The organism is Verrucomicrobiia bacterium (genome assembly GCA_035946615.1).
Lineage (GTDB): Bacteria > Verrucomicrobiota > Verrucomicrobiia > Limisphaerales > UBA8199 > DASYZB01.
In genome coordinates this window covers 54,821-80,183 of sequence record DASYZB010000136.1, presented here as the reverse complement: position 1 = coordinate 80,183, position 25,363 = coordinate 54,821, and the positions used below count along the sequence as shown (strand labels likewise).

General features: G+C 59.1%; 22 protein-coding genes. 4 read left to right on the top strand and 18 right to left on the bottom strand.

The annotated features are described in order from the left end of the window. Positions 1 to 590 precede the first annotated feature (590 nt). Both VG146_19975 and VG146_19970 read left to right on the top strand, forming a co-directional pair. Entirely contained in the window at positions 591 to 794 is a 204-nt protein-coding gene (locus VG146_19975; protein HEV2394637.1) for a hypothetical protein, read from the top strand. A gap of 431 nt (positions 795 to 1,225) precedes the next feature. Next, complete coding sequence (locus VG146_19970; GenBank protein ID HEV2394636.1) at positions 1,226 to 2,371, top strand: hypothetical protein; 1,146 nt, start codon at positions 1,226 to 1,228, stop codon at positions 2,369 to 2,371. Positions 2,372 to 2,702: 331 nt separating this feature from the next. Here the strand turns inward: VG146_19970 and VG146_19965 are convergent, their stop codons facing one another. The 12 genes from VG146_19965 to VG146_19910 form a co-directional block, all read right to left on the bottom strand. Next, on the bottom strand, positions 2,703 to 3,047 hold the full coding sequence (locus tag VG146_19965) for a hypothetical protein (GenBank protein HEV2394635.1): 345 nt from the start codon (positions 3,045 to 3,047) through the stop codon (positions 2,703 to 2,705). A gap of 308 nt (positions 3,048 to 3,355) precedes the next feature. Beyond that, positions 3,356 to 3,724: a hypothetical protein gene (locus tag VG146_19960; GenBank protein HEV2394634.1), complete on the bottom strand. Its 369-nt coding sequence runs from the start codon at positions 3,722 to 3,724 to the stop codon at positions 3,356 to 3,358. 6 nt (positions 3,725 to 3,730) lie between these two features. Continuing rightward, complete coding sequence (locus VG146_19955; protein ID HEV2394633.1) at positions 3,731 to 3,982, bottom strand: DUF4926 domain-containing protein; 252 nt, start codon at positions 3,980 to 3,982, stop codon at positions 3,731 to 3,733. Continuing rightward, the gene (locus tag VG146_19950) at positions 3,979 to 4,314 is read right to left on the bottom strand and encodes a hypothetical protein (GenBank protein ID HEV2394632.1); all 336 of its coding nucleotides are present in this window, start codon (positions 4,312 to 4,314) and stop codon (positions 3,979 to 3,981) included. The genes VG146_19955 and VG146_19950 overlap by 4 nt, the downstream gene beginning before the upstream one ends. 480 nt (positions 4,315 to 4,794) lie before the next feature. Further along, the gene (locus tag VG146_19945) at positions 4,795 to 6,171 is read right to left on the bottom strand and encodes a glycosyl hydrolase family 28-related protein (protein ID HEV2394631.1); all 1,377 of its coding nucleotides are present in this window, start codon (positions 6,169 to 6,171) and stop codon (positions 4,795 to 4,797) included. Positions 6,172 to 6,222: 51 nt separating this feature from the next. After that, positions 6,223 to 7,092 carry a presqualene diphosphate synthase HpnD gene (gene hpnD, locus VG146_19940; protein HEV2394630.1) on the bottom strand — a complete coding sequence of 290 codons (870 nt, stop codon included), beginning with the start codon at positions 7,090 to 7,092 and terminating at the stop codon, positions 6,223 to 6,225. Positions 7,093 to 7,165: 73 nt separating this feature from the next. Next, a complete protein-coding gene (locus VG146_19935) occupies positions 7,166 to 7,555 on the bottom strand; it encodes a hypothetical protein (GenBank protein ID HEV2394629.1) in 390 nt (129 codons plus the stop codon). Next, positions 7,552 to 8,973 (bottom strand): sigma-54 dependent transcriptional regulator, encoded by a 1,422-nt coding sequence (locus VG146_19930; GenBank protein ID HEV2394628.1) that lies wholly within the window; start codon positions 8,971 to 8,973, stop codon positions 7,552 to 7,554. The genes VG146_19935 and VG146_19930 overlap by 4 nt, the downstream gene beginning before the upstream one ends. After that, positions 8,973 to 10,481, bottom strand: a complete 1,509-nt coding sequence (locus VG146_19925; GenBank protein ID HEV2394627.1) for a HAMP domain-containing sensor histidine kinase — start codon at positions 10,479 to 10,481, stop codon at positions 8,973 to 8,975. Before VG146_19925 ends, VG146_19930 begins: the two co-directional genes overlap by 1 nt. Positions 10,482 to 10,532: 51 nt before the next feature. Next, a complete protein-coding gene (locus VG146_19920; GenBank protein ID HEV2394626.1) occupies positions 10,533 to 11,084 on the bottom strand; it encodes a flavoprotein in 552 nt (183 codons plus the stop codon). Then, on the bottom strand, positions 11,085 to 11,753 hold the full coding sequence (gene gmk, locus VG146_19915) for a guanylate kinase (GenBank protein ID HEV2394625.1): 669 nt from the start codon (positions 11,751 to 11,753) through the stop codon (positions 11,085 to 11,087). It lies immediately after the preceding gene. Continuing rightward, positions 11,750 to 12,631, bottom strand: coding sequence for a YicC/YloC family endoribonuclease (locus tag VG146_19910; protein ID HEV2394624.1), 882 nt, complete (start codon positions 12,629 to 12,631; stop codon positions 11,750 to 11,752). The genes gmk and VG146_19910 overlap by 4 nt, the downstream gene beginning before the upstream one ends. A gap of 174 nt (positions 12,632 to 12,805) precedes the next feature. On the opposite strand from VG146_19910, the gene VG146_19905 reads away from it, so the two are divergent. Next, positions 12,806 to 14,083, top strand: coding sequence for a response regulator (locus VG146_19905; GenBank protein HEV2394623.1), 1,278 nt, complete (start codon positions 12,806 to 12,808; stop codon positions 14,081 to 14,083). Here VG146_19905 and VG146_19900 read toward each other — a convergent pair. From VG146_19900 to VG146_19875, 6 genes are all read right to left on the bottom strand, one after another. Further along, a complete protein-coding gene (locus VG146_19900) occupies positions 14,001 to 17,105 on the bottom strand; it encodes an efflux RND transporter permease subunit (GenBank protein HEV2394622.1) in 3,105 nt (1,034 codons plus the stop codon). The genes VG146_19905 and VG146_19900 overlap by 83 nt on opposite strands. Positions 17,106 to 17,128: 23 nt before the next feature. Beyond that, positions 17,129 to 18,136 carry a hypothetical protein gene (locus VG146_19895; protein ID HEV2394621.1) on the bottom strand — a complete coding sequence of 336 codons (1,008 nt, stop codon included), beginning with the start codon at positions 18,134 to 18,136 and terminating at the stop codon, positions 17,129 to 17,131. Next, positions 18,133 to 21,237, bottom strand: coding sequence for an efflux RND transporter permease subunit (locus VG146_19890; protein HEV2394620.1), 3,105 nt, complete (start codon positions 21,235 to 21,237; stop codon positions 18,133 to 18,135). The genes VG146_19895 and VG146_19890 overlap by 4 nt, the downstream gene beginning before the upstream one ends. A 66-nt stretch (positions 21,238 to 21,303) precedes the next feature. Further along, entirely contained in the window at positions 21,304 to 22,377 is a 1,074-nt protein-coding gene (locus VG146_19885) for an efflux RND transporter periplasmic adaptor subunit (GenBank protein HEV2394619.1), read from the bottom strand. Beyond that, the gene (locus tag VG146_19880) at positions 22,374 to 23,753 is read right to left on the bottom strand and encodes a TolC family protein (GenBank protein ID HEV2394618.1); all 1,380 of its coding nucleotides are present in this window, start codon (positions 23,751 to 23,753) and stop codon (positions 22,374 to 22,376) included. Before VG146_19880 ends, VG146_19885 begins: the two co-directional genes overlap by 4 nt. A 115-nt stretch (positions 23,754 to 23,868) precedes the next feature. Continuing rightward, positions 23,869 to 24,906, bottom strand: coding sequence for a YncE family protein (locus tag VG146_19875; GenBank protein HEV2394617.1), 1,038 nt, complete (start codon positions 24,904 to 24,906; stop codon positions 23,869 to 23,871). A gap of 153 nt (positions 24,907 to 25,059) precedes the next feature. Between VG146_19875 and VG146_19870 the strand changes: the two genes are divergently transcribed. Beyond that, positions 25,060 to 25,275 (top strand): hypothetical protein, encoded by a 216-nt coding sequence (locus tag VG146_19870; protein HEV2394616.1) that lies wholly within the window; start codon positions 25,060 to 25,062, stop codon positions 25,273 to 25,275. Positions 25,276 to 25,363: the final 88 nt, after the last annotated feature.

Sequence of the window (25,363 nt, the reverse complement as noted above, 5' to 3'; positions counted from 1 at the left end):
TAGCCCCCAGGACCTGGCCCAATCCCCACTGGCCCGCAGCTATCGTGAATTCGAAAGCCAGATCCTCACCTTCCTCCAACAAAAACACGCTGCTTGAAATGTGACTCAACAACCTACAATTTCAGAATTCAAGGACTCTAGAGGGGACCAAAACGGGCACGAGAAAGGAGCGGTTTGCCTCCGATTGGTTCCGATTACCTCCGATTACCTCCGATTGGTTCCGGTTCATGAGGAGGCGTGATTTTGTTGGCAGGCGTTAGACAGGTTAGGTCTGGCTTGGTTCGAAGGAGGCAGGGTCCAAAAAAAGCGAGCGAGGACGAGGATGAAATTTGACATTGAATTTTTAGAAAGAAGGCCAGAAGACCACAGACTGGGAGGTGGGGTGGCAGTTTATAGCTTAATTTGGCTTAATTTGGCTTAATTCACCCGAGAGGCGAGGTGAGTGAGGATTGAGCATTGAGAATCGAGCATCGAACACATCGGAGGCGGCGGAAAACAGGGGGGGACACACCGGGGACACACCTGGGGACACACCCGGGACACACCCTCCCCCCCTCTTTTTGCCGTCAACCCGTCAGGAACACAGAAAGATGGGCATTTTTTTCAAATTTATCCGTCAATTTGCCGTCATTTATCCGTCAGGCATCCGTCAGGTGCGACTTGAAGCCGTAAGAGTTCACTGCCGTGATATCCATTACGACAACTTGCCTCGCGCCACCGACGCCGAACTCCTCCAGTCCTACCGCCAATCCGATGCCGTCCTCTACCGCGAACTGCTCGAAAATCTTGCATGAGGACAAGCCTTATCCCTTGAACATTTCATTTGCCGGGTGCTCGATAAAACCGGACGCTGCCGTGACTGCGGCCAACAAGTTGCCCAGAACCAGCCCTGAAATGCGGCATATCAATCCCGTGACAGAATATCATGTTCATTTTCGGTTCACCATTTCGGCTCGGCCGGACTATTTACTGGGAGGATCGTGGGATGGACTACACACAGGCCTCCTCTCCCCAGCCCTCTCCTCCAGAGGAGGAGAGGGTTTCTGTCCCCTTCGGAAGGGGAGAGGGAGAAGCATTGCCAGATTAGAGGCGTAGTTCATGTTACGGACTCCTCAGTAAATTTCCGGGAACCCAACGGCTCCCTCGCGCATCTCACGTCAAATGGAACCTGGCTCGCCGCCGGATAGACAACCAAAAGGACCGAACATTAAGAAAGGTATTAGCCATGAATGCGCATCTTACAACCAACACCAAACCAATAAACGTCCGCCGCGCGCGGCTGGGCGCTCTTTGCGGTTTGGCTGCTGTCCTGGTGATTTCACTCTCACTGCTGCTGGGGGCCATGCCCGTTCGAGCAGGGTTATCCGGGTTCAACCGTCCTGGGAATATCTTGATCGCCGATCAATTCAATAATCGCGTCATCGAGACTGACCCTGCAGGGAACATCCTGTGGTCCTTCGGCCTTGGCCCCAACGACTTCTCACCCCGCTCGATCATCGGGTGCAACGATTCGCAACGGGTCGGGCCCTTTACCCTCATGGCCGGCACAGGGACCCCGCCGGGTGTCATCCCCCAGGCGCCCGATGGGGCGGTGGACAACCGGGTTGTTCTGGTCGATCCGCGTGGGCGGATTGTGTGGCAGTACGGGCAATTCGGGCAAACCGGCTCCGGCCCGAACCTGCTGAGCACCCCGGTGCAAAACACCTGGCTGCCCACCGCGCATGTCCTTATTACCGACCAGGGCAACAACCGGATTATCGAGGTGAACCTGCGCAAACAAATCGTCTGGCAATATCCAGGCTCAAACAGCACTCCCGCCGACCAGCTCAACAGCCCCAACTCGGCCGAGTTGCTCGAAAATGGCCATATCCTCATCGCCGACGAGAATAACAACCGCGTCATCGAGGTGACCCGCGCCGATGAGATCGTCAGGACCTTTACCGCAGGGGGGACGCTTGGGGCCTGCGCCTTTGCCAGCCGCCTCCCTAATGGTGATACACTCCTGACCGATGCGGGCAACTCCCGCGCCGTCGAGGTGGATGCCCAGGACGCCGTGGTGTGGCAATTCGCCACCGATACCGACCCGATGAGCGTGGCGGCGCCTTTGCCCACCCGGGCAGTGCGGTTGCGCAACGGGGACACCTTGATTAGCGACCAGTTCAATAACCGCGTCGTCCGCGTGAGCGCTGCCGGCGACATCGTTGCCAGCTATGGCCTGCCTTTGGCAGGGGGCGGCGCCATCGGCAACAACGCCGGATACGACCTGCACACAACCCAAAAGGGCCTCTACTCGCCCTATGACGCCAAAGTCGTGGGTGATTACACGGGGCTGACCCCTCCGTTCGATTTCGACCAGGATGCAGACAATTGATTCCGCGCCATGCCGGAGATTGCCGGCTCTCCCTCTCGTCCTTTCGATTTTCCAAGGGTTTGAAGGACGAGGACGAGGAGAGGGCCGGCCATTTTCAAAACGCCTCCTAACAAAAACCCCCTCCCTGGTTTCAGGATCCCAAGGAGCAGAGGGAGATCGGTGTCCGCGGCGCGGTCGCCCAGACGCAATGGCGGTGCGGCGCGCCGCTCCGCAAAGCCCGGCACAAGCTCCGCCCTCGGCTATCGAAGAAAAAACTGAAGAAGCTGGAACTGGCCGAATTCGCTGAATCCAGGCCCCCGCAAGACTGCGTGGGCCAATGGATGGAACCATGTCAAAAAGCGGTTCGTCCGAGCACTCGCGACCAGCGCAGCAATCCAGCCGAGTTTTTCAAGAAACTTTGCAAAGGCGCCTGCCGCGCGCCTTCACCGAGCATGGCGCCATCATGGCGGCGACGGTTCTGAATAGCCCGCCCGCGGTTCAGATGAGCCTTTTCGTCGTCCGGGCGTTTGTCAGGATGCGGGCGGTTTTCAAAGAGCGCGGCGATCTTGCCGAAAAGCTTGCATTGCTCGAAAGCGAACTCAAAACCCGTCTCGACACACGGGAAGCTGCATTGTTGGACGGCATACAGCACATTCTGCGAATCCTCGACCCGCCCAAGATCGAAATCGGCTTCCACGTTAAGGAAGATGCAGTTCCATACAGGATTAAGAGAAGGACCGCCCGCGCATGACGCCTCACGTTTCACCTTTCATTTCCTTGTCGCGCTGGAACAGGGTGGCGGCAGATCATGCCTCAGGTATCACGTTCGCCAGACCTTGAACTTTGGACCTTGGACTTTTGACTTTGATGAAAATCGCCGACCTCCTCAACATTCAGCGCCGCTATCTCCGTTCTGCTCACCTTCAACGGGACTTCCCGGACCCCGCCGCGCTGGATGGCTATATCGTCACTCCGGCTATCAGAGCCAACTTCGACCGCAACCCGTCAGCCCCCATTCTCGCCGGTCCTCATAACCGGCTCGCGCGAACCGCTCTCCCGGGCGCTCTTGGACATGGACAAAAGCAGGGGTTGCCGGAACAAGTGCTCACGCATCCAGATGGTCTTAACCCGCAAGGCCTCCCCGTTTGGTCCGCGCAACGGGTCTCGAATTTCAAAGTAATTGCCGAACTGATTAGTGCCGGCGGGCAGGGCATCCACATACGATAGCCAGGACCGCTTTGGATGTCGTTCCATTGTGACCCGGTCCGCGGAATTCAAGGCCAGAAGGGGCACAACTCCTCGGGGGTTGAGGCCGATGCGCAGTTCCACCCCCTTCTCCAAAGCCCGTTGGTAATTGCCGAAGAACTGCCTCACATCCGCTCACCCGGAGGAGGCCGTTGCGAGCACGCGCGCGCAGAGCACTTCGTCTTCGCGGAGCGGCTCGAGGGCCGATTCAGAAACCGCCGTAACGGCGATGGTATCCCCCAGGGCGTTGAAGACCTCGATGGAATAGCCCTCAGTACCATTGCGCGCCACATGGTGCTCGACAAGCTTGACGATGTCGCCCCGTTGCAGGCGGTGCTCCGGCAGGTCGGCCGTCAGAACGGCGTCGGTGTAAAGTTCGAACTTCATGGCATCTTCGTCTTGTCCGGAAGCAAGGTATTGAAACGAGTGGCTTCTGACAAGTGCTCACGCATCCAGATGGTCTTCACCCGCAAGGCTTCCCCGTTTGGTCCGCGCAATGGGCCTCGAATTTCAAAGTAATTGCCGAACTGATTAGTACCGGCGGGCAGGGCATCCAGCGGCAATATCTGCGAGAGGAGATCCTGACGCAGGAGTGCCGCCGTTGCGGGCGTGTAACCGGCTCGCGCGAGAAAAGCCGACTTGTCCGCCCGGGCCTGCGGCACCAGGAGGTAGTGAGTCAGTTTCTCAAACGGAACGTCGCTGTCGAGCGGCAACTTCACAAGTGGAAGAATCCTATAGTTCACGAAATTCTCAATGCCGGATGTGAAAGGGAAAATGGGACTTAACACAAGGGGCGGTCTAAAAGCGTCAGAGGTACTGGCGCAGTCCACGACGCTTGGCGCGGACTGGCGCCAGAGAGCGGACTGGCGCCAGAGAGCGCGGCAGGGGGAGCCTTGTGCCAACGTTGCTGTATCCTGTTGGGGAGAGGTTTCGGGGGCATGAGTCTCGAAGTGACGGCTCAGGACGCAAAGATGCAGGTTCAGCCGTCCCTTCGGGACTATGGCTGCGAGGTTCCCACCCCAACGCTGAAGCGTTAGGCTATTGTCGGATGTCCCTCCGGGACGTGAAGTCGGATCCCAAATCCCGGCAAGCCTTGAGCTGCTTGATCAAAGTTGTCCGAACGACACTTTCTTCGGATGCATCGGCAGGACCGAAGGCGACCCCCCAAACCCACGGATACTGCGGTCGTCTCCAAGCGCTCAGTTGGCTGTTGGCTGCGCGTCACGCACGGTGAGATGCGCGACCCGGCTCAAGGCCATCGGCTCCTTCACGCCGGGAACGGGTGTAAACCTGAAATTATCCAAGGTCAATTGTTCGACTCTATCGGCCATCAACACCGGGCGCACATCGTCGGCGGCGACACTCAGGCGAACATCTTCAACGGTCAGGTGCTGGACGTTGCGCGCGTAGAGCCCCCAGGCGGGCAAACGGCGCGCATCGGCCCCCGGCTTTTTGACAGACTCGAGGCCCTGCCGTTGCGTGCCGCCGCCTGCGAACTCAATGCTCGCGTCGCGCACGACCAGGTTGGTTATCGGAGCATCAGACCAGCTTTCCACCGACAAGGCCGAGCGGTAAACCCCGGTTGCGTTCAAGCCTGAGATGGTTATCCGGTTCACGGGGTTTCCGGGTTTTGTCCATATAGTGACCGGCGAGGCGACGTCATGCATGGTATTGCCGGACAGCAGCACGTCATCCAGCAGTCCCTCGGTCCTGTCCCAGGCGCCCGGTTGCAGAATGATGCCACTGAGCATGTTGGTGCGACCCCCAGTGCGATGCGGCCTTTGGCCGGGGCCGTAGAACAGGCACCGGTCCACGATGAGCCGTGTCGCGGGGCCAATGAGCCGAATCCCATTGCAAGAGGAATTCAGGACACAGCCCGAGATCAGCACGTTATCCCAGTAACGTCCCGCTATCGAGTCATCGCCGGTATAAAACTGGCAGCCGATTATACTCACATGATGGCACCAACGCTTCGGCGCGCCGCGGAAGTGTACGCCATCCCAGCCGCCCGCAATTTTAACGTTGCGGATATCCACATCGTCACTGGCTTCAAAAAAGACGGCATAGTTGGCGGCATCGACAATGGAGAGGTCCCGCAAACTGAAGCCGCGGACGTTGACCAGGACGATGGCATGAGGTCCTCGCATGTGCTCTTCACCAGTCGGATCAAACACCTTGTGCCCGTCAATAGTACCGAACCCGGCAATTGCGATATCCTGGAGGTTTTCACCGACAATCAAGCCCCGATGCCATTTGCCCCATTTCGCCTCGGGCATGAACGAGGGCACCTGCGGCTGCTGGTATAAATCCAGGTTGGTGGCGCCGAGCAAGGTCGAGCCGGCAGCCAAAAAAAGTGTCACATGATTCATCAAATGAATCGTGCCAGAAAGGTATCGGCCAGCGGGAACAAGCACCTGGCCGCCGCCGGATTGGGAGCATTGCTGGATTGCCTGGTTAATGGCAGCCGTGTCCAGGGTCACTCCATCACCGGCTGCGCCATAGTCACGCACATTGAAGGTGTTGCCCGGAGCGGCTGAAGCGGAAGAAAGGACCGCCAGCAGGGAGAAAAAACTCATTGGCAAAAACCGGCGTTGTCGTTTTGGGGCAGTGCTCATGGGCCGGAAATTTCAGGAGGCCGCATAGGCGGGTGTGGTGGAACCGGACGCAAAGCGGTACCAGGCCTGCAAGATGAGCAAGACCTTCTGGGCCTTGGTCAGGGCGGTCGGCTGCGGAGCAAACACCTGGAAATGCTGGCGTTCGAGTTTGGCCAGCAAACGCCAATAAACCGAGCCCATCAATTCTGCCGCCACCATCGCCCGGCGGTCTGCCGCCGGAAGGGTATCGCGCGCCAGTTGGTAAAAATGACGCGCCCGCTTGCCCACGCTCGATGCCAGCGCATGAAAACGCTCGGAGTATTCGAAACGCAGGATTTCCTCGGGGCGAACCTGAAAGCGGTCCAGTTCCGATAAGGGCAGGTAAATGCGCCCGCGCTGGGCATCGGAGCGGACATCGCGCAGGATGTTGGTTAATTGCAGGGCCTTGCCCAGGTAGATGGCATAATCGCGGCAAGCCGGGTTGGAATAGCCGAAGATTTCGATGCTTAACAGCCCCACGGCGGAAGCGACGCGGTAGCAATAGAGCTCGAGTTGCTCGTAATCGGAGTAGCGCCGGGTGGCCAGGTCCATCTCAACACCCTGCAAGAGCGCATCGAAATACTCGAAGGGCAACTGGTAGGTGTGAACAATCGGTTGGAGTTCGCGGTTGACGGCGTATTGGGGCGTTTCGCTCCCGCAGGCCCGGCGCAGGTCGGCCCGCCAACTTGCCAGCTCGGTTCGGCGCTCTTCGACGGGACGGTTTTCGTTATCGGCGATGTCGTCCACCTCGCGGCAGAAGGCATAGAGCGCGGACATCCCTTCGCGTTTGGGTTTGGGCAGCAGCACAAAAGCCAGCGCGAGGTTTGAAGCGCTCTTGCGCGTGATCGCTCGGCTCTCTTGCATGACTCAGCCTATAGCTCTGCCCGGGGCCAATGACAAGGCCAGTTCCAAACCTTTGTCTTAGGAATGCTCAAACTCATGGCAAGGGCTCGGAGCGGTTCTGGGAGCGCAGGGGTGGCAGACCGCCGGTCTCAGCCAGCGTCGGGTTACGCGGGCGATGCTCGCGCCGTCGTCGGCGACGCCGCCGATGGTGGCGGCCAGAGGCCTCGCCCGGCTCGCTGGGAGGCGAATCGGAAGCGGCGGCTGGCTCAGCGGAGTCCTCTTGATGGCGATGATGGTGATGGTGATGATGTGAATGGTCCCGATCACGTTTGCGAAAATAGGCAGCCCAAATCAGAACCAACACTGTCAGAACGACAAGCACACCCAAAATAATGAGGATGTCGCGCGCGCCGGTTTTATGCCAGGGTTGCGGCACCAATTCCGGCAGGATGTCCTGGGCGAAGAAGGGAAGAAAAAGGTTCATGGGGTTTTTAGGGGCGCACCGGCCTGCTCATCGTCCTCGATACCGCCAACGATGTTGAGGCGCTGCATCCGATAGCGTAGCGCATGACGGCTGATTTTCAATTGATCGGCCGTTTTGGCCAGGTTGAAATGATTCTGCTCGAGTAACATCGCAATGAGTTCCCGCTCATGGGCTGACATCATTTCGTCCAGCGACCCCCCCGAGACAGGACGCGGTGGAGCGGTTTTGTGCAAGCGGGCCTCGAGCTGGAAATCGGGCAGGCTGTTGGGTTGGATTTCGGGCGTGCTCTCGAGGATCAGCGCCCTTTCGATCACGTTGCGCAGCTCGCGCACGTTGCCTGGCCAATGGTGCGACAATAACTTGTGCTGCGCCGGCCGGGAGACTCCATGCGTGGCCTTATTCATGGAAACGCCGAAGCTCTTGAGAAAATAATCTGCCAGCAGCAGGATGTCATCGCCGCGATCACGCAGGGGCGGCAGGCGGACCTGGACGACATTGAGGCGATGAAAGAGGTCTTCACGGAACTGGTCCTCAGCGATAGCCCGGATAATGTCGCGATTGGTGGCGGCTATTAGGCGCACATTGACTTTGAGCTCGACCGTTCCTCCCACACGCGTAAAAGTGCCGTCTTCGAGGAACCGCAGCAGCTTGGCCTGCAAGGGCCGGCTCATATCGGCTATTTCATCGAGGAAAATCGTGCCTCCATCCGCCTCTTCGACCCGGCCAGGCTTTTGTTTCAGGGCGCCAGTGAAAGCCCCTTTTTCATGGCCAAACAGTTCGCTCTCGAGAAGGGTCTCAGGGATAGCGGCGCAATTAATGCGGACATAGCTGGCCTGGCTGCGCTGGCTATGGGTGTGCAGGGCGCCGGCTACCAACTCTTTGCCGGTGCCGCTCTCGCCCAGGACCAGGACCCGGGCATCGGTTGGGGCGAAACGCTCAATCAACTGGCGCAGCTCGCGGATTTTCTCGTTTTCACCGATGATTTGCTCGAGCCGGCAGGTCTCAGTAGCGCGCGCCCGGAGCTGGGCGTTTTCCTGCAAGAGGCGGTAGCGCTCCTGGCACCGTGCCACGGCATGGAGCAATTCCTCCGGAGCGAACGGTTTAGGCAGGTAATCAATGGCGCCAGCTTTGATGGCTTCAACGGCGAGCTTGGGGGTGGCGTAGGCGGTGATCATCAGCACCGGCAAGTCCGGCCACTGGCTGCGCGCCTTTCCCAGGAACTCATAGCCGCTCATCCCGCCCAGGCGCGCGTCGGTGATGACCATAAAGAATTCCTCGTGGGCCATGAGCACCAGCCCTTCCTCGGCTGATTCGACCAACCGCACTGCGTAGCCTTCATCGCTCAAAACCGTCTTGAGCGACGCGCGCATATTCTTCTCGTCGTCCACAACGAGCACGGGTGGGACCTTCGGGTTCATCAGTTGCTTTTGGCCAGGCGTATCAGCGTTTTGGCAGGGAATAGTAAAACGAACCGAGCCCCTTTTCCAAGCCCGGATTCGACCCGCACCCTGCCCCCATACAGCTCGACGTTGTGCTTGACGGAAGCCAGTCCCAGACCGGTGCCATTTTCTTTTGTGGTGTAGTAGGGCTCAAAGATGCGGCCCTGTTTGTCTGGCGCAATCCCAGGGCCGTCGTCTTGAATGGAGACTTCGATCGAGTGATCTCCATGGCATCGGGCGCTAACGCGCACATTGCCGCCGGTCGCCAGGAGGGCTTCGCGGGCGTTTTGGAGCACGTTAATGAAAGTTTCGGATGCATGCCGGCGCAGCATCAGGAGCGGTGGAAAGTAGGGCCCGTAATCGCGATGGACCCGGATGGGAAAGCGGGCCGCCGGAGGGAAAACCCGCTCGATGGCATGGTCCAATTCGTCCAATACGTCCAATTTTTCCACATGGCCCTCGCTTAACTGGGCGTACCCCATGACCTCGGTCACGATTCGATCGGCGCGCTGGACTTCTTCCTGGATCATCTCAATCTGCTCGATGGCGGCGGGCTTGCCTTCCTTAAGGCCGCGCTGAAGGGAATAGGCGGCATTATTGATGATGGCCAGGGGGTTTTTAATTTGATGGGCGAACTCGGCGGCTAAACGGCCTGCTGAATGCAGTTGGACTTCGCGCACGGCGAATTCCCTGGCCTCTTCCTCAGCCTGGCGCTGACGTTCCAGCAGCACCTGCACGGCGTAACAGCCGAAGGTCATTAATAGCAGCAGCACCAGGCGAAGCAACAACGGCTCGGCGGGATTATCCACTGCCCAGAGGTCGAGCACTTTTTGGAGCGTCACGTCGAGGTTTTTGGCTATAAACGAATCGATGGCCCCAGCCAGCACGAAGCAGGTGCTCAAGGTCAAATTGAGCAGCAGTTGCGATGTGGCGCGAGGAACGCTCACGGCGCTGCGCACGATCAGTCCAAGAAAAAGCCAATACAGCGAGCTGTTATAACCCCCGGTCACCAGGGTCAGGACCCCCAGGAAAATCCCGTCCACCAGGCTCATGGCAAAGACCAACCGCTCAATGATGACCAGTCGCAATCGGCGCGCGCCCAACAACAGGGCTGCGGCGAAAATGGCGTTCATGAAAACGTAGATCAAAAAGAAATAGCGCGCGGCGTCTACGGACACCTCCAAATCGGTTGAGGTATCCTGAATCCAGCGGGTGAAATAGAAGTACCGGAACAAGATGGCGATGCCGGCGGCTTTGATGGGCAGGACGATGTCACGTTCCATCATCACGATCCGCTTCAGGACCTGAGCGCTCTCAGGCGGGGCTATCTTGAGCATCCCAATAATCCGCTCGAAAAGATTGCCCACGGCTCCCAACACTCTGGCAAGGCGGCTTCTCCGGCGCGGATTGAGCGCCTCCAGATCGAGAGCGGTCCTGGGGACCCGGGTGGCCGGGGGGGTGACCTGGGTTGGTTCAGAGCTATTCATGTTGGGCTCGATGCGGAGCGTGTCTGCGGCCCGAAGGCGAAGCGGGCTTAGTTACTTTTCCCTCAATAATTCCAATGCGCGCCCGACGACCTTTTCTACGGGCCACAACCGACCCAAACCTTCGTAGCCGCACGATAACAATCCCTCTTCGGGGCCGATAAACTCTGCGCCCCAGCCTTTCAGCGTTGCGACATGCTGCTGAGTGGCCGGGTGGAGCCACATTTTACCGTTCATGGCCGGGGCAATGAGGGTCTTTGCTTTAGAATTCAGGGCCAGCGCAATGCAACTGAGAGCATCGTTGGCCAGGCCCAATGCCAGCTTAGCTATCGTATGAGCTGTCGCCGGCGCGATGAGCAGCAAGGCCGCTGTGTCCGCCAGTTCGATGTGCGCCGGTTTCCAGTCCGCCTCTTCGTCGTAAAGGTCCGTAATGACCGGGTGGCGGGACAATGTTTTGAATGGCAACGGGGTAATGAATTCGAGGGCATCGGCGGTCATGACCACATGAACTTCACAACCTTCTTTCGTCAGTTGGCTGGCAACCTCGACCGCTTTGTAGGCTGCAATCGAGCCCGATACGCCCAAGATAACATCGGCCTTTTTCATTTAAAAATCCGGCGGTCGCTCGCGCGTTGTGCGCATCTTCTCCGATTCGATGATGGCGAGCATCCGCCGCAGGTCCTCATTTACTTTCGAGCTGATCAGCAAATAATCGAAGTGCTTCCATTGCGCAATTTCCTGGCGGGCAACCCCCAGCCGCTTTTGAATGGCAGCCGCCGAGTCGCTCCCGCGCCGGCGCAGGCGTTCTTCGAGAATGTCGAGCGAAGGCGGGGTTAAAAAGACCGAGACCAACGCCCGCTTGAGCTCGGGCTCTTGCCCGGCTTTTTCCTGGATGGTCGCCGCGCCCTGCACATCGACCGTGAGCAGAACGTCTTTGCCTTGGCGCAACTTGCCCATCACCTCGGCCTTCAATGTGCCGTAACTGTTGCCGTAAACAGTGGCATGTTCGAGGAAATTGCCTGCCTGAACGCGTTTGAGAAAGGAGCCGGCATCCAGGAAATAATAATCCACTCCATCGCGTTCACCAGGGCGCGGAGACCGGGTGGTGCAGGTCACCGCGCGAGTCAAGCCGGGGCGGGAGGCCATCAATTGCTGGCAAAGAGTAGTCTTGCCCCCGCCGGATGGGGCCGACAGCAGGATGAGCAATGGACTGGTGGGTGGCGCCGTCGCCGGCATTCGCTCTTCGCGCGTTGTTCGTGCTTCAAGGCTCATCATTCAACGTTCTGAGCTTGCTCACGAAACTTCTCCAGCTCGGCTTTTAACGTGACCACCTCGCGCGAGATGCGGCTGTCGTTGGCTTTGGAACCGATGGTGTTGACTTCCCGGTTCATTTCCTGGGCCAGGAAATCCAGAGTCCGCCCGACCGGCTCGCGCGCCTTGCGGCAATCATCGAATTGCCGGAAGTGGCTCTGGAGCCGGATGAGTTCTTCCGAGATGTCCGAACGGTCGGCGAAGAAAACGACCTCTTTGAGGAGGCGCTCGTCCTGCTCGCCAGGGGCTTGGAGGCCGGCCGTTTTGATGCGTTCGAGCAGTTGCTCGCGGTAACGGCGGGCGACGGCGGGGGCATGTTTCTGGACGCGCGCGGTGGCTTTGCGCATGTTGCTGATGCGCCGTGCCAAATCCTGTTCCAAGTGCTCGCCTTCCCGCTCGCGCATCCGGACCATGGCCACGAGGGCTTTTTTAAGAGATTTCTGCACAGCCGGCCAGAAGTCCTCTTCCTCGACAATCTCTTCATCGGTCTGGAAGACGCCCGGGGCGCGGGCCAACTGATCGAGGGTTACGGGACCTGGAAGCCTGAGCTGGCGGGAAAGGCGATTGAGTTCCCTGGCATAAGCCTTGGCCAGCGGAATATTCAGATGCATCCGGGCCGAGAGATTGCTTCCACCGGCGTGCAGGGCAACCCGCACATTGAGCCGCCCGCGGGCAATGTAATGGTTGATCAGATCGCGAATCTGCGCCTCGAGCATCTCCATCTCCCGCGGCAAGGCAACCGAGATTTCACTCTGCTTTCGGTTCACAGAACTGAGTTCGACGGTGATCTTGAAGCCGTTCTGGGAACAGTCTCCGCGCCCGTACCCCGTCATTGATTTCATCGATTAAAATATGCTGAAAAAAGCGGCGGCAGGCGAACAAAATTTCTGCGGCAAAAAGGCTGGTGAGAACCCTGGCAACTGGGATACTACTCAACACATGAACGTCAATAGCCCTCAAGGACCGCCCTGGGCCTCATGCCGGCCAGCGTGTTCTGTCGGGCTGGAGGGCCATCCATGAGCCGGGTGCTGGTTGTGGATGATGACCCGCTTGTCCTGAGGATTTACCGGGATGGTTTGGCGCGCCACGGCTTGGAGGTGGATATCGCCGGAGACGGCCTGGGGGCCGTCAGGCAGGCGCGCGCTGCCAGGCCCGATGTCGTCGTGCTCGACCTGATGATGCCGAGATTCACCGGGATGGAGGTGCTCAAGGTGTTTCGCGACGACCCGGAACTGGCGCAACTGCCGGTCATCATTCTTTCCAGCTCGCACATGGATGACGAATTGGGCAACGCTGGCGCAACGGGCCCTAAACGAGCGTTGCTCAAGAGCCAATGCACCCCTTCGTTGTTGCTCAGTGCCATTAAGGACGTGCTGGCCGAGCACAGCGCGGCTGCGGGCTTAGCTCCAAAGCCAAAGGCAGTCCGTGCTGCCCCTGCGGTTTCCTCGCGGGATTCAACCACTCAATCTGCGCAGCCGCTGGGAACTGTGCCGCCTCGTCGAGCGGACACCGCCTCAAACCCGGAAACCACTGCCGCGCGAATGGATTTCCTTTCCAACGGGCCGGTCATTTGCGGCGCATTACGGACCTTGTTCGAGGTCTTCAACGGCGCGCGCACCGATGCGGAACGCGCGCTGCGGCTGCAAGACCTGGCGCGCAAGGTGCATTTTGTATGGGTCTCATCTGCGATGACTAAATGCCATTTGCTGGCCGAGGTGGCCGGGGTTCTCGAGGCATTGCTCCTGCGGTTCACCGACGCGGCCGCTCTGATTACCCCATCGGTGATACGCACGATAACCGCCGCGCTAAGTTGTTTCGATCTGCTCTTTCGGGATGCAAAAAACGCCACTCTGGATTTAAAGGGAAAATTCCAGGCGCTGGCGGTCGATGACGATCCTTTGTCTAACCGGCTGGTGATTTCCTCGCTCAAACAGGTGCACATAGAAACCCGCAGCACACCGGACCCTTTCACGGCCTGGCGCTGGCTGAACGAGCAGCATTTCGACCTCGTTCTGCTGGACATCGAGATGCCGGGGCTCAATGGGCTGGAATTGGGCCGGCGCTTGCGGGCCTTGCCCGCCTATGAATACACGCCGGTTATTTATGTCACCAGCCATGGCGGCTTCGAAAACCGGGCGCGGGTGCTCAAGAGCGGGGGCGACGATGTCATCGGCAAACCAATCCTTTCCCAGGAACTAGCCCTCAAGGCCATCATCCATTTGGTGCGCCGGTGTTGCCAACCCTCTCAAACCGGCCAAAGCGAAGCGCCAGGCTCGGCAGCACCAGCAAGTTGAGCAAAGTGGAGGTAACCAGTCCCCCTAGAATGACAATCGCCATCGGGCCTTCGATCTCACGCCCTGCCTCGCCCGAGCCAATGGCCAGCGGCAGCAATCCCAGCCCCGTTACGGTCGCCGTCATCAGGATGGGCAATAGCCGCTCGGAAGCACCGCGCAAGGCCGCCTCATGTCCCCAGCTCAAACCTTCCTCCCGAACAAGGTGTTCGAAATGCGAAATCATCATGATCGAGTTGCGCAACGTGATGCCAAAGAGGGTGACAAACCCAACCAGCGAACCGACCGAGAGCAGACCGCCGGTAGCAAATACGGCGAGCACACCACCGACCAGCGCGAAGGGCAGGTTGGCTAGTATCAGAAGGACACTGCGCGCTGAGCCGAACAGAACAGCCAATAGCAGGATAATGCCCGCCCCTGCCAGAAGCGAATGGACCAGCAGTTGGTGTTTGGCCTGTGATTCCGCCTCGGCAGACCCGCTGTAAACTACGAAAACACCAGGAGGCATCGAGACCCGAGCCTGGATCTGCCTGCTGGCTGCCGCCGCAAATGACGCAACGTCCCGGCCTTGGACATTGCAAGTGACCTGTTGCAACCGCTGGGCGCCCTCATGGATGACGCGGTAGCGGCCATCGCCTGGAGTCACCTCGGCCAATTCCCGCAGCGGCACCGCCGTTCCTCGGGCATTGCGCAGCAGGAGCGAGCCGATGGTCTCTGGGCTTTGCCGAGCATCCTCGGGCAGGATCACAACGACATCGAACACCCTCTTGCCCTCGTAAAGCTGTGACACGATTGTCCCCTGATAGGCTGTCTGGAGGTCTTCCATCACGTTGACCGGCTCAAACCCGTATTGTAACAGGCGCTCGGGCAGCAACCGAACGGTCATTTCTGGCAACCCCGGTTGCGCCTCGATATTCACATCGACCGCGCCAGGAACCCGCGTCAGGACCTGGCGCGCCTCGGCCGCCTTTTGATCCAGCGTGTCCAGGTCATTGCCGAAAATATCCACCACGAACTCAGCCGTCGTGCCAGAAATGGTTTCTTCCATGCGTTCAGCGAGGAACGACATGACCATGAAGGATAACCCCGGAAATTCACCAAGGGTTCGGCGGATTTGTTCTTGCACCCGCTCCTCTTGTTCTCCTTTTACTGGCCGCAACTGCACGTGCAATTCGCTGTAGTTAACACCAAAGGTGTCCTCGCCATTTTCCGCACGGCCAGCCTCTTGCGAGACCGAAAGGATATTGGTGTTCTTCAACAGGTCATCGGTTACCAAATCGCCCAGCCGTATCGATTCGGCCAGCGAGGTCCCCGGGACCGAGGCCATGTGCAGAATGTAATGGCCTTCGCGGAATTGGGGCAGAAACTCCCCGCCAAAAAAAGGCAAGGTCGCCAAGGCAGCCACGCATAGAAGCAGGGCTATACCGATGAGGAGCCAGGGATGGCGGCTCGCCCCTTCGAGCCAGCGCCGGTGCCAGCCTTTGAGGAAGCGGACATGGCGCGCTTCCTCGTGGGGTGTGACTTTGGAAAAAAGCACGTAACAGAGGGCGGGAGTGAGCGTAAGCGCCACACCCAGCGACGCTATGGTGGCCAGGATAAAGGCGATGCCTAAAGGAGCGAACAGCCGGCCTTGAACTCCGCCCATGGTGAGGATTGGCACAAAGACCAGCGCCACAATGAACGTCGCATAAACCACTGCGCTGCGCACTTCCAACGAGGCATGGAGCACGACTTGAAATAAGGATTGTGGCTGAGTCAGCGTCGAGTTTTCTCGAAGCCGGCGCAGAATGTTTTCCACGTCGATAATGGCATCATCGACCACCACCCCGATAGCGATGGCGAAGCCGCCAAGGGTTATGGTGTTGATGGAGACACCTTGCCAATTCAGGACAATGACCGCTGCCAGAAGCGAGAACGGAATCGAGACGAACGAGACAAAGGCGGTGCGCAGGTCGAGCAGAAACAGAAACAGCACGATGGCCACCAACCCCCCGCCTATCAGCAACGAACGGTCCACGTTGCTCAGCGAGGTCTCAATGAAGCCGGCGGGACGAAACAGGCTGGCATTCAAATCAATGTGTTCAGCCGCCAATGCCGCTTTCATTTGCTCCAAAGCTTTATCCAGGGCGCGGGTGACCACCATGGTGTTGGCCTGATATTGGGCATAGACCAGCAAGACAACCCCGGGCCGTCCGTTGAACTGGGCGTCGCCAAACATAGGCGCCGAGGCCTCGCGCACATCGGCCACGTCTTTGAGGCGCACACTCAACCCGGCATGCGGTACCAGCACGACTTCCCCAAGCTGCTGCGGCGTCAAAGCCTGGCCAACCGTACGCAGCACGATGCGCTGGTTTGTGGTCTCAAAATAACCGGCGCCGCGCACGCCGGTCGCTTCTCGCGCGGCGCTCAGCACGTCTTCCAGTGATAACCCATAAGCTTGGAGCCGATCGGGCTTGGGCTGGATTTGAAGCTGGCGAATCGTTCCCCCGAATGTATCCACCTTGGCTACGCCGGGGACGCTTAACAGATAGGGACGAAAGGTCCAATCGGCAAAGGTGCGCAAATCCATGGCCGTCCGGTTGGATGAACTCAGGCCCATGACCATTGTCAGGCTCGTCGATGAGGTCAACGGCCCCATCCGGGGTGGGCCGGTCCCTTGCGGCAGACGGCTGACGGCTTCACTGAGCCGCTCGGTGACCATCTGGCGCGCGCGGAAGATGTCCGTCTCTGGCCGGAACACCAGCGTAACGACGGACAAGCCCTGGATGGACTGGGACCGGATGACCTGCAAGCCAGGTGTTCCGTTCAATTCCGTTTCAATCGGAACAGTAACCAATTGCTCGACCTGCTCGGAGGATAATCCCGGCGCTTCGGTCTGAACAACGACTTGGGGCGGGGCGAACTCGGGGAACACATCCAGCCGTGTGCGCTCGGCAACGTAAAGGCCGTAGGCGATCAGAACAGCGCCCAGGGCGATCACCACTCCGCGATGGCGCAACGAGAACTGGACGAGATGCTTCAGCATGGAACAGCGTGCTTTCCGCGCAGTCAGTCGCCGATCTTGATTTGCTTCTTGCGCTCTTCGGAGAGCAAATCCTGGGCGCCAATAACCACCACCCGCTGATTCGTGTTCAAGCCATTTGTAACAAACCAGCCCCCCGCGGCAGGGTAGTCCAGGACAATCTCCTGCCGCTCGAAGTTCGTTGGGGCGGTTTGCACATAAATCCAGGCGCGCGCATCGGAACGTACCAATGCGGCATCGGGGATAAGCACCCCGGAATGCGCAGCCCCGGGCAATTGCAAGAATCCGATCACCGCCAGGCCAGGCGCGAAGCCAGCAACCGCATTGGTTGATAGAAACAGGAAGCCTTTACCCTGTAACTGAGGATCAGTCGTAGTTGCCGGGCCTAAAAAACGAGCCGCCACCGTTTCGCTCTTCCCGGGCAGCAATAGTCGCGCGCCCGTGGGAGCCTGGCTCAAAGGCTCGGCGGCCGGCAGGTCGAGGCGCACCAGGACGCTCTGGAGTTTGGCAAGTGATTGAATCAGCGACGGCAGGTTGGTTTGAGCCGCAATGGGTTGGCCCCAGGTGGACAGGAGTTGCTGTTGGGCAGTCTGGAGGGCGATCTGGTCGTGCTCCATTGTTGCCTGAGCGGTTTCCAGCGCTTTGGCGGAGGCATTGCCGCCCTGTTGGAAAAGCGCATCCAGCCGTCGATATTCCTTTTGTGAGGCATCAAGAGCCGCTTTGGCCGAGGCGACGTCATTAGCTAGTACGATCAGCGACGCCGGTTCCAAGACTCGGCCATAGGCTTTGAGCTCGAGCGGCTGTGTAGCGGGCTGAAGCGGGGCTGTTTGAATGGCGATAAGCTTTTGGGAAGCCAGGTCCAGGTTGATAATCGCCTGGCCATTGGCGCCACGTCCGACCCTGGACGGCGAAGCGATTGCTTGGTCCTCATCTTCGTCTTTAGGCTGATGCTGCTTCATCGGCCGCAAGTAGCCATAGGTCGCGGCTGCGATTACCGCCACCAGAACAACAGCAAGAATGGCTTTGCCTTTCACGACTTGGTTTTAGGTTGTGCGGCTTTGGCTCCGAGCAGCAGCCGGAGCAGGTAATAGATCGTAGGTGTTGCAACAAGGGACAGCAGCACCGAAATGCACAACGCTCCAATAACCGCTATGGCCAATGGCCGCAGCATGTCTGCCCCACTCCCAATCCCCCAGGCCAGCGGGAACATCCCCAGCGCCGCCGCCAGCGAGGTCATGAGCACCGGTCGCAAGCGGCGATGGCCCGAATTCACCAGGGCATCTTCGAGACTCTGCCCCTGGCCCTGGAGGTGTTCGACAAAATCCAGCATGAGAATGCCGTTCTTAGCCACAATCCCCACGCCAATAATGGCGCCCAGATACGAAACGATATTGAGTGTGGTGCCCGTCAACCACAAGGCCGCCACCGTACCGAACAGGGCAAGAATGGCGCCGAACACAATGGCAACCGGCTCGTAAAACGAGCGAAACTCAATCAGAAGCACGGTGAAAATGAGCAAGAGCGCCAGCACCAGGACCATCAGCAGGTTCTTAAAGGACTCCTGCTGCTGCTGGTATAGACCGCCATACTGAATCGAGCCGGGCGGCAGCCATTTGGCCTTAGCCAGCTTGGCTTGGATTTCCTTCATCGCGCTGCCCAGATCGCGGCCTTCCAGCCGTGCGGTTACCGCGATGTCCTGGCGGAGGTTTTCCCGGTCCAGTTCCACCTGGCTTGGCTCCTGGACCACATCAGCCACCTCGCCCAGGCGCACGAGGTCGCCTGCTGGAGTCCTCAGGGGCAGACCTGGCAATTGGCTGATGCGGCCCACGTCATTGGTCTGGTCGAGCACACGGATATTCATGATGTGATCTCCTTCAAGCACATGCGAGGAGAGCCGCCCGAGCATGGCTGTGTTGACGGCTGCCGCGATGTCGTCCGCCGTCAGCCCAAATCGTTCCGCATCCGCATGGCGCACGCGAAGGTTCACCGAGGGGCCGGTCTCGGTCAAACCGTCAAAGGTGTCCACCACACCGGCAACGGATTTGATTTGCCCCTCAACCTGAGGAGCGATTTGCCGCAGCCATTGCAGGTTTGGCGAGAAGATTTTGATCTGAATGGGCTCGGGCGTCAGCGCCAAATCCCCTACAAGGTCCGATAAGATTCCCGGAAATTCCCAGCGCATGTCCGGAAGCTGTTGATTGAGCAGGTGGCGCATTTCGGCGATGACTTCATCGGTTGGGTGTTTCCGGTTCGGTTTGAGTTTGACCAGGAAATCACCGCGATTGGGCTCGGTAATGAACAGCCCCAGTTGCGTCCCGGTGCGTCTTGAATAGCTTTCCACATCTGGGTTGGCCCGAAGCAAGGCCTCGGCCTCGTCGAGTTGGCGCGAGGTTTCCGTCAGGCTGGTCCCCGGCGGAGCGTTATAATCGATAACAAACCCGCCTTCATCGAATTCGGGCAGGAAATCCGAAGCCAGCCCCTGGTAAATAAAAAAGCCCACCACGCCAATGAGGACGCAGGCCAGCAGCGTGAGGTACCGATGGCGCAGCGCCGCGCGCACTGCCCGCTCGTAAATCCTCAAAACTCGCCTGAGAACGAACCCGCCCTCTATTGTCTCCGAGGGGTGCTCACCGGGCTTGGTTTTCGGCTCGCGAATGAACCAGGCCGCCAGGGAGGAAGTCAGCGTAATGGCCAGCACCAATGATGTCAGAAGTGACACCACCATCGTCAGGGCCAGGGCGCGGAAAAAAACCCCGGTGATTCCTACCAGGAAAGCCAGCGGAATGAACACAACCACCGGAGTCAACGTCGAGCCAACCAACGGATGAAAAATCTCAGCAATCGCCTCCTGGATGCCTTCCAGCCGTGGCCGCCCGGCCGACACCTTCGCATACATCGCCTCGACGACCACGATGGCATCATCGATGACCAGGCCGATTGCGGCGGCGATGCCTCCAAGCGTCATGAGGTTGAAGCTCATGTTGACGAACTTCATCGCCACCAAGGTGATGAGCACCGTGATGGGAATCGCCACGATGGCCGTCAGCACGCTTCCCCAGTTCTTGAGGAAGAAAAAGAGAATCGCAACCGACAGCAGGAGGCCGAAGAGAATCGCTTCCCAGACACTGCGCATCGATTCACGCACGAACAAGGATTGATCGTAAAAGAACGCCAGCTTCATGTCCGGCGGCAATTCCTGTCGCAGCTTCGCCATCTCCGCCTTCAATGCATTGGCGATGTCCAGCGTGCTGCCATCGGGCTGGCTCTCGACGTTCAGCAGCACGGCATTTCGCCCCTCGGCCGTCACCACTGTAAACACGGGTTCGGGACCGCGCTGCACGGTTGCCAGGTCTTTAATGCGAACCGGGTGCTCGGTGCTGGCCGCCACGGCGATGTTTTCGATGTCCTCTGCCGTGCGCGCCCGCCCATCGACGGTCGTGAGATAGAGGTGATAATTCTCCTCCATCATCCCGGCAGGGGCGATCAGGTTGTTCTTCAACAGCGCCGTCGTGATGTCCGGCAAGCTGAGGTGATTGGCCATCAAACGCAGTGGATCGACTATCACATGGTATTCCGGAACCTGTCCGCCTACGATTTCCACACGCGCAACTCCCGGTATCTGCAGGAAGCGCGGCTTGAGGTTGTAGCGGGCAGTGTCCCAGAGCGACATCAGGTCGCGTGTGGGGCTGGTCAGGCTGACGCCGATGATGGGGAAGGCCGCAAAAGTCACGCGCGAGACGGTGGTGCTGGCGGTAGCGGGCAACTCGCTGCTGATTTGCCCCAGGCGTCCCAGGACGTACAGCTCGGCCTGGACCATATCGACGTGCCAGTTGAAAAAGACGTTGATTTCGGCCGTGCCGCGCGCGGTAGCCGAGCGCACCGTCACGGCGCCGGGGATTTCCTTCATTGCCTCCTCGATTGGCCGGGTGATGGTGGCCATCATCTCGTCAGCCGGCATGATGCCGTTATCGACCATAATGAACACTCGCGGGAAATTCGTCTGAGGAAAAACCGACGAGGGGGTATTCAGGGCTGAATAAAGCCCCCCCAGGCAGAGGACGGCCGCAATGAAGGTAATGGAAAGCGCATTTCGAGTGGCAAACCGGCCCAGCGGCGAGGTCCTATTGGAGTTCATGGCAGTCTCCAAGCCACTCTCCAGAAAGACAAGAAGGATGCAGCAATTTCCATGTTCAAAACTCTCTCAAGGATTCGCCACCCGAATCTTTGCCTTGGCCGGCAGCCCGTAGGCCCCGACGGTCACCACCGTTTGGCCCGGCTGAAGGCCAGGGGCTTGCACCTCCACCCAACCGTCTTCGCGCAAACCGGTCTTGACCGGGGCCTGCGTCGCCTCACTATCGCTTACCAGGGCAATAACACTTTGGCCATTGGTTCCGCTTACCACACTCTCGGCGGGTGCTGCCAGGCAATCCACGTGCTCCGCCGTTAGGACGCGGAACCGGACGAATTCTCCAGAGCGCATCTGGCCCGTTTCGGGCAAAGCAATCCGCACCATCACCGTCGCGTTGGTGGCATCCACCGCCGGGCTGACATAGGAAACCGAGGCCTTCAAAGGCGGTTGAGTGAGTAAATCCACCGTCTGTCCTGTTTTTAACTCGCTGGCTTCATAGACGGGAATGCTGGATGCAATGACTAAGCGGCTCAGGTCCACCAGGTCGGCCACAGCCATATTGAGGTCCACGGCCTCGCCTGGCCGCACGTACACATGCGTGACCGTGCCGGCCAGCGGCGCCTGGATGTGGAGCAAAGCCAGTTGAGTCTCTGCGGCTGCCAAATCGGCTTTGGCTGCAGCCAACAGCGCTTCAGCATCCTGCAAGCTTTTTGCAGAGGTATTATGAGAGTCAAACAGGGTTTTCTGCCGCTCCGCGGCCTGGCTGGCAAAATCAACGGCCTTGCGTGCGCGCTCCACGGCAACCTGGACGGTGCGCGTATCCAGGGTAAAAAGGAGCGCCCCCTTTTCGACGCGCTGGCCCTCGGCCACGTGGGTCTCAGCTATCACCCCGGCCACAGGGGACGCGATATGCGCTGAAGCCGCAGGCTGGCCATTGCCAGCGGGGGCGGGGGCGACCAACCCGAAGCCCTCGACATAACCATGCAACGTGGTCCGCTTGAGTTGCCCTGTCTGAACGGTGACTAGCGGCGGCGGCGCCGGCTCGGATTCCTCAGACGAAGAGGAGTGGACGACCTTGAGCAACACGTAAAGAGCTGCTCCGGCAACGACCACCGCGATTCCGGAAATGATTTGTTTGCGGCTCATTTCAAAGGGGCGGACTTCGGTTGACCTGGGTTTTTCTCGGTGCTCTGCAGGGCGGCGGAGGAAAGCACCAGCGGGCTCTGCACCGCATCCTCCAACTGGCCGCGCGCCTGTTGCGCCTTATTCAAGGCGTCAAGATTCGATAGGGCGCCCGTGTTGTATTCAACCTCGGCATTGGCCACCGCCAAGGCGTCCACTGCTCCCGCTTGCTCCATGGTACGGACCGATTTCAAACGCTCATTAAGCTCTTTCAGCAGGGCTGCCGCTGTCGTTGATTGCTGCACCGCCGCATCGTATGCGGCCACCGCCCCATCCACCTGGGCTGCGACCTGGGCCTGGACCTGCCGGAATACGGCGGCGGCTTCCGAGCGCCTGGCCTTGGCCTCGGCAATGGGTCCCTGGTTGTGGTTCAGCACGGGCAACGTGACATTCAATCCAATTTGCCACATGTTGTCCCCGGCGCTGCCCGTGTTCCACGCGTAACCCGGACCGATATTGACATCCGGATACTGCTTCGCAATTTCGAGCTGAAGCGCCGATTGGCTCGCCGCGTATTGGGCCAGGGCCATGCGCACGTCCGTCCGGTTCAACAGCGCGGCGCTGCGGACCGAGCGGGCCGTCAACTCGGTGGGAAAGACATCCAGCCCCTTGAAGGACAGAGCGACATCCGCCAGGGCGCTTAAGGGAATGCCTATGGAATCCGCAAGCTGGCTGCGGGCATAGAGGTATTGACGGTAGGCGTCCTGGCCGGACAGACGGGTCGTGTTTAAAGAGATTCGCGCCTGGGTAATGTCATATTCGGATACATTGCCAACTGCAAGCTGGCCTTCGAGAAGCCGCACCACATTGCTCAACGCATTCTCCTGGCGGTCCAGTAGCAGCCTGGTTTCTTGCGCAATATAAAGCCCGAGGAGGTTCATCCTCACTCGGCTGCGGGTCTGCCAGGCGGTGGTGGCAAGATTCCACCGGGCCGCCTCCGAGAGATGGCGCGCCTGGGCGATGCGGTAACCGCGTTTGCCTGCAGTCTCGATAGGCACATCCAGCGTGACGGTCACGATCCACGGGCTGGGCGTGCCGGGGATTTGGGAATCATAGCCCGGCACTACCCCCAACGTGGGGTTTGGCCGCTGCGCTGCGGTGAGCTTGCCGGCCTGGGCGCCTTCCCATTGCGCTCGGGCTACCCCCAGTGATGGCTGATAATAAAACGCGGCTAGTGTCAATTCGTTGAGTTCCCATGGATTGCCCGGCTCAGGAACCTGCGCATGATTCGCAGACAGAAAAGCGGCGAGACCCGAGTTTGTGAGCGAGCGCGAGTCGAATTCGGCAGCGGTTTGGACAGGCGATAGCGGATGCGGCTCGAACCGGGCGCATCCCGTCAACAAGAGTGCCGCTAGACAAAACAAGGATGGCCACGCCTCCGAGGGATTCCAGCGCACCGACCGCGGGGCGGGTGCGCTCCCCGGGAAACTCACCGCCGGGTTCCAGCGTAGCTGTCTATTTCGCAGCCGGCTCCATCCCATATACGAGAATTCTAAAGGTTCCTCGAATCATGCGTGGCCTGCCGCCAGGAAACGGTGAGGGCATGGTCTCGAACTGGGCGGCAGCCAGATAGATGTTGTGCGTTTTGGGGTCCAGGGTCATCGTCCGGGCTCCGGGCGCAGTCTGCAGCCTTTGCACCAGGGTCAGTTTGTCCGCTGAATCCTCGTGCGCGATGGTGGTGGTTCCATCCCCGCACGAGGCGAACGCCAACTGGGTTCCCGCATCAAAGGCGTTGGCATCCACCCGCCGTCCGATCGGCACGGTGGCAACGACCTTGCCATCCGTGTAATCCATCATGACCATCAATTCATTGGCACACCCCAGGAACAACCGGTGGTGCTTCGTATCGATTGCCATCCCGGAGGGTTCCTCGCCCGGAGCGGTTGGCCAACGGTTCACCACTTCATGCGTTTTGGTATCAATGGCCGCCACCTCGCTCTTGTCTTCAAGATTATCAAATACCCGGCCAGCCTCAGGGTCCACCGTCGGGAATTCCGGTTTGCCACCCAGCGGCACCGTGGCCACCACCTGGCGCGTTTTGGCGTTGATCACCGTCGCCGACTGACCGCGTCCATTGAAAAACCAAGCCGCCTGCTGCCTTGGATCATAGACCAGCCCATCCGGGTTTGGGCCGGTATCCACCTTGGCTAAAGTCTTCAGTGTTTTTAAATCAACGATGCTCGCTTTGTTCTCACGCCCATCGCTGACGAATCCCAGCCCCAGGTCGGGGGCCACTGCCAAGCCGTGCACCCCGGGGGTATCATCGATCTCGCCCACCACCTTGTTGCTGTCCAAATCAATGACCACCACTTTTGTGCTATGGCTCGCATAGAGGCGGCGACCGGCTGAATCGACGGACAAATAGTCCCATCCTCCGTCCCCGCCGACGACGATCTCCTTCAGAAAATGGTAAGGGCCCTCCGCAGCGAAAGCGGATGCAACACTGAAAACAACGCCAACCAAGAGGGCAAATCGGACAGGATGCGTTTTCATAAGTTCCATGTTCCTATGGCCTATCGTTCAAGGCCCGTTCTTCGCTCAATTCAAAAGTACCTGACCATAAATGACAAATGACAATTCTGTCATCCTTTTATTTGAGACTTCGGCACTCGCAGATCACTGGTCTTTCCAGGTCGGCCTTTTAGCATGAAGACCTATAGTTCCAGCCAGAGGCCAAGTCAAAGCTGGAAGAACTCGCCCAGTACAGCCCAGTACATCCTGCGCAACCCTTTTGCCGTCGAAAAGATGACACTGGAATCCCCCACCGACACAATCGCGTTTGTCGCCCTCAGTGGAGTCATCACCCGCGCCGCGTACAAAACAATTCGCGCGCCAAAAAGGAAATTCAATTCAATTATTTGAATTCGCAGTGATGCGTCCGAGCATGTTTGGGCTCGGGCTGCCCGGGGTTTGCCACACGTCCGAGGAAGGCCGGCTTGATTACGCGGAA